Genomic DNA, 4,307 nt, shown 5'->3' on the forward strand with positions numbered 1-4,307 from the left:
CACTCCTATCATATCGACGGACGTGCGGTCGATCTCGCCGCTATGAGCCATGATTGGTCCAAACCTTTATGGGACTTGGACTTGTATCAAACCCTCGACAAGTACATCCAGCAAGCTTCGAACGAAGCTGGTATTCCCGTAACGTGGGGGGGGCACTGGAAAACCCTTGTCGATGGCTGTCATTGGCAAATTGAGCTTTTGCCAAATGGTCGTGACAGCCAATTTTAGGAAATCGCCGGACAGCCTCTAGGATCGCCTCTCAGGGGCTGTTTCGGTTTCGGGTATCCTAACCCATAAAAAAGCGTTCCCCCTGTTTGTTCTCCAAACGTTCGCAAACGTTCTTTTTCGCTTTCTAAGCAACGCGCGAAGCGCGCCGCAAACAAACTCCGGCTTGTTTGCACAAGGACGGGGGTCCCCTCTGGGGGTGTCCGCAGTCCCAAGCTAACCGCTTGTCTCTCAATGTCGTTCATTGTGAGCCGATGCATCCAGAACCAGCCCGCGCAGCGGGGACTTGATAGTATATGCATAAGTGACAGGAATTCATGGACTACACCAAATTCCGCTACTCGTTCGCAAAGGCTAGGCTGCGCGATCCCGACGGGACGAGATACTCGACGCACATTCACGGCGTCCCCTACTGTGACGCCCCGGTCCCAATCCGTCTGAAACATGATCGTTTTATCGATTGGGCCAACCGCCCTCAACGGGCGTTGGAAATCACCATGTTCGGTCCCTGCCGAAAGTGTCCGCGATGTTTGAAATATCGCAAACTAAAATGGCGCGAGCGCGCCATCTATGAAATGAGCATTGCCCCAAGGAATTGGGCAATCACGCTCACCCTATCCCCTAGGATGCTGGCAATTGCTATTGCCGATGCCAAAGCCGCAGGTAAAACCCTCGAGCCCGTCCTGTACGGCGAGTTAAAGAAATACTTTAAGCGGCTGCGCGCACAAGGCGCATGCTTTCGATACCTAGCGGTTCATGAGCTAGGCGAGGAAACGGGTCGTTCCCATTACCACGTGATCATGCATGAGATCGCGGGTAAATCGCCGGTTCGAAAGGCTCTCATTGAGAGCAAATGGGACGCACATGTTCATGCGCGCCTTGTCGGGGGTACTAGGTCCGACGTCGAAAGATCGGCGGGCTACGTGACTACGTATACCACCAAAGCCTTTGACTGTAGACCGCGTGCCAGTATCCGTTACGGGCCAGCGGCTGCGTAAGCAGCCTTTCCCCCTTCAGGGGGTTAGGGGGTTGCAAAGCAAATTGTCTACGGGCAATTTTCAACTAAAAGAAAACAAAACCCAGACACCCCCAATGAAATGAAGGAATCTAACTTTGCCTGTAGGTACACCCACCGCCCGCTCTCGCCCGACCCTGCCACGGAACGTCCCTAATTCGTTCCCGCCACATTCTGCCCCGCCCCGCCGGGGCATAAATGCAAACATGAACCGCGCTCCGACCACGCGAGCGGTGGCAAACAGGGCCGCGCAACGCGCGGTGTTAGGTCGGGCTATTGGCACAGCGCTGCCTTTGCTTGGTCTCGCGCTTGCAATCTCACAACTGCTCGAACGCCGCAAAACATTGCTTAGTGAAGCGCCGGAAGGGCTTTACGTAGAGAACGGACGCCTCAAAGGTCCGGGCGTTATCGAGCGGATACCAGCTGTTGAAGCCGATGGCGTTCACAAGGTTGACAGCTATACAAACCTCGATTGGGCGGCGCTCAATCATCCGATACCCACGCCGCTTTACGAATATGATGTCTATTCTAGGCGAGAGGATTTGGGGGGGATGTATTCTGAATGGCACAAGACGATTGTGATCCCCCCCGGCGAGGGACTTCCGGAACCGGGAATTATTGCTCCGAACCCATACCCTACGGTTCCCCCGAGGTACGTTCCAAATCCCCCAGGACAAAAACCGCGGCGCAAGCCGGATGCGCCTGGACAAATAAATCCGCACGTAAACGACCCGCACGGTGTGCCGTTGCCACCGCCTAGTCCGCAGACGCGCCCAAAGCCTAAGCCGCGCCCGCGTCCTGATCGTCCAACAACTTCGGTCGGCATAACCATCAAGCCGGATGGCTCCACCGAATTCGTGCGGAACCCCGCCAATGTTCGCCCCCCCAAGGGTGTCCGCGAGCGCAAGTCTAAGTCCCGACAGGGCCTCGCGGTCATTACGTGGCTCATGGACAAGGCCACGGAAGGGGCGGAAATATTGGAAATCATCCTCGAAAACGGCCAATTTCCCCAAGTCCGCAGGAATGGCAAACTTGAACGAGAGATGACGCATCGTGAGAAATTGGACTGGATACTCAAGCATGGACTGCCTGCTATGGATTGGGAACAGTTGTTCGCCGACCTGACTTACAATTATGTCGAGGATAAAGTTTTTGGGTACATTCATGGGTTGAAAGATCGGTATGCAGCGGATATGCGTAGTGCATCGGGGTCCGAATTCAACCTTAACTCCCCGTGGTTTGTCTAAGAAAGGAAGAAAATGAGATGGCTAAACGTTCTTATCGTCGCGCTCCAAGCCGCCGCTCGGCACCAAAAACCAAAGCCCGCGCTTATAGCCGGGGGCGCAGCCGCAGCAACCGCAGCCGCAGCGGTGCTGCTCAAACAATACGGATCGTGATCGAAAACCCAGCAGAGCGCCCCGATCCAATGGCCGCCATGCTGGCAACTGGTATGAAGCCCACCAAGCCGAAAACTTCCAAGTTTTAACCTTACGCCCGGCCATAGTGCCGGGCTTTTCGGAGTATCAACATGCAAATTTCACTCGATCCGAACCAGCGCCGCATAATGCGGAAAAACCGGACACCGAATTTCCCTGTCGCGGGTGTGATGAAGCCTTACGGGCTGTATCCGTTTTTCGCGCACCCCGTTCTACCGGGCGAAACCTGTCAGGCTATCACGTCCCGCCTGACCATCGTCGGCCAACCTGTTAACAACCCCTTGTCGGGCGCATGGTTGGAAGCGTGGTATTTCTACGTAAAGCTGACCGACATTGACCGCGATCTCGGCCAAGCCTTCCTGAATGATGGCGAAAGTTCCGCCGCATATCTCGCCGGGGCAGACAAACCCCGGTTCTTCACAAAGAACGGTCAAATTGACTGGATCAAGCTTTGCTATGATCAGATCATCGAAGCCCATTTCACGGATGAGGGTCACACGGTCCCGACCATCGATGGCGTATCAATGATGCAGCTTAACAACCGCAGTTGGTACAACAACCTTATCTTTGAACCTGCGGACGCCGCTGTGGACGTTACAGACGCCCGCCAGACATACGAGGCGCTGAACCAGTGGCAAATGCTGCAACAAATGCAAATGACGGAATTGACCTATGAAGACTACTTGGAGACCTACGGTGTTAAATCATCCGTTACCACTCAGGGTGAACCTGAAATCCTACGTTATCATCGCAAATGGTCCCGGCCAACCAACGTCATCAACCCCGCAGACGGGTCCCCGGCCTCGTCGTATTACTACTCTGAGGATATCAAACTGGATAAAGCTAAGCGCTTTATTGAACCCGGCTTTATCATCGGCGTTATTGGTGTCCGGCCCAAGATGTTCCAATCTTCAATCCGGCATTCGTCGCTCATTGGCGAACTCTGGGGCTTCACGGACTGGTATCCGTCGTACACCTTGGACGACCCGACAGCCGCTGTGCGCGCGCTTGAGGCTTCGGCGCGAGATCGCCTCTTTGAGACCGGCAAACACACCCCCGCGTCCACGGCCTCAATGATCTATGATCACCGTGATCTACTCAGCCATGGCGAACAGTTCATCAACGCCGCAGACACAGACTTGCCTTATCCGCTGCCTATGTCCTCCGGTTTGGACGTGACCGACGCCGGGGATAGCCTTGATACTAAGGGGCTTTATCCCAAAACCACGGACATTGACGCTTTGTTCGTGGGCACCAATGCCAACCAAAAGTTCGTTGCGTATGAGGGCATGGTCTCGGCAACCGTGACGGGTCATATCAAGGATGAGATTAAATGATCGCGTTCACGGATATGCCTATCGATAGGCTGTCGAGGTTAGACGGGGTAGATCCCCGTCTAATCTTCATCCTCCTTGACGGGGTGCTTCGCTATTACCAGAACGAAGATCCTAACGAGACAGCAAACTGGCGGGTCACTTGCGGGCGAAGAACCCAAGCCGAGCAAGCGAGATTAGTGCGAGAGGGGAAATCTCAAACTCTCCACTCCTATCATATCGACGGACGTGCGGTCGATCTCGCCGCTATGAGCCATGATTGGTCCAAACCTTTATGGGACTTGGACTTGTATCAAA

6 protein-coding genes are annotated in these 4,307 nt (G+C 54.6%); all 6 read left to right on the forward strand.

Annotation, left to right across the window (positions count from 1 at the left end):
- Positions 1 to 228, forward strand: a 228-nt coding sequence (locus ACR0FB_RS20600) for a M15 family metallopeptidase (RefSeq protein WP_480895532.1), incomplete at its 5' end; no start/stop codon positions are given.
- Positions 229 to 542: 314 nt separating this feature from the next.
- Positions 543 to 1,223 (forward strand): rolling circle replication-associated protein, encoded by a 681-nt coding sequence (locus ACR0FB_RS20605; protein WP_480621764.1) that lies wholly within the window; start codon positions 543 to 545, stop codon positions 1,221 to 1,223.
- Between the two features lie 223 nt (positions 1,224 to 1,446).
- Complete coding sequence (locus tag ACR0FB_RS20610) at positions 1,447 to 2,487, forward strand: hypothetical protein (protein WP_480895534.1); 1,041 nt, start codon at positions 1,447 to 1,449, stop codon at positions 2,485 to 2,487.
- 17 nt (positions 2,488 to 2,504) lie between these two features.
- Positions 2,505 to 2,726, forward strand: coding sequence for a hypothetical protein (locus tag ACR0FB_RS20615; RefSeq protein WP_480873001.1), 222 nt, complete (start codon positions 2,505 to 2,507; stop codon positions 2,724 to 2,726).
- Between the two features lie 42 nt (positions 2,727 to 2,768).
- The gene (locus ACR0FB_RS20620; RefSeq protein WP_480621762.1) at positions 2,769 to 4,013 is read left to right on the forward strand and encodes a hypothetical protein; all 1,245 of its coding nucleotides are present in this window, start codon (positions 2,769 to 2,771) and stop codon (positions 4,011 to 4,013) included.
- On the forward strand, positions 4,010 to 4,307 hold a 298-nt coding region (locus ACR0FB_RS20625), incomplete at its 3' end, for a M15 family metallopeptidase domain-containing protein (RefSeq protein ID WP_480895536.1). The genes ACR0FB_RS20620 and ACR0FB_RS20625, both read left to right, overlap by 4 nt.

The sequence above is a fragment of the Ruegeria sp. P10 genome (assembly GCF_056534925.1).

Coding starts and splice junctions, on each gene's coding strand:
- ACR0FB_RS20605 (WP_480621764.1), top strand. CDS start 543: ATGGACTACACCAAATTCCGCTACTCGTTCGCAAAGGCTAGGCTGCGC.
- ACR0FB_RS20610 (WP_480895534.1), top strand. CDS start 1,447: ATGAACCGCGCTCCGACCACGCGAGCGGTGGCAAACAGGGCCGCGCAA.
- ACR0FB_RS20615 (WP_480873001.1), top strand. CDS start 2,505: ATGGCTAAACGTTCTTATCGTCGCGCTCCAAGCCGCCGCTCGGCACCA.
- ACR0FB_RS20620 (WP_480621762.1), top strand. CDS start 2,769: ATGCAAATTTCACTCGATCCGAACCAGCGCCGCATAATGCGGAAAAAC.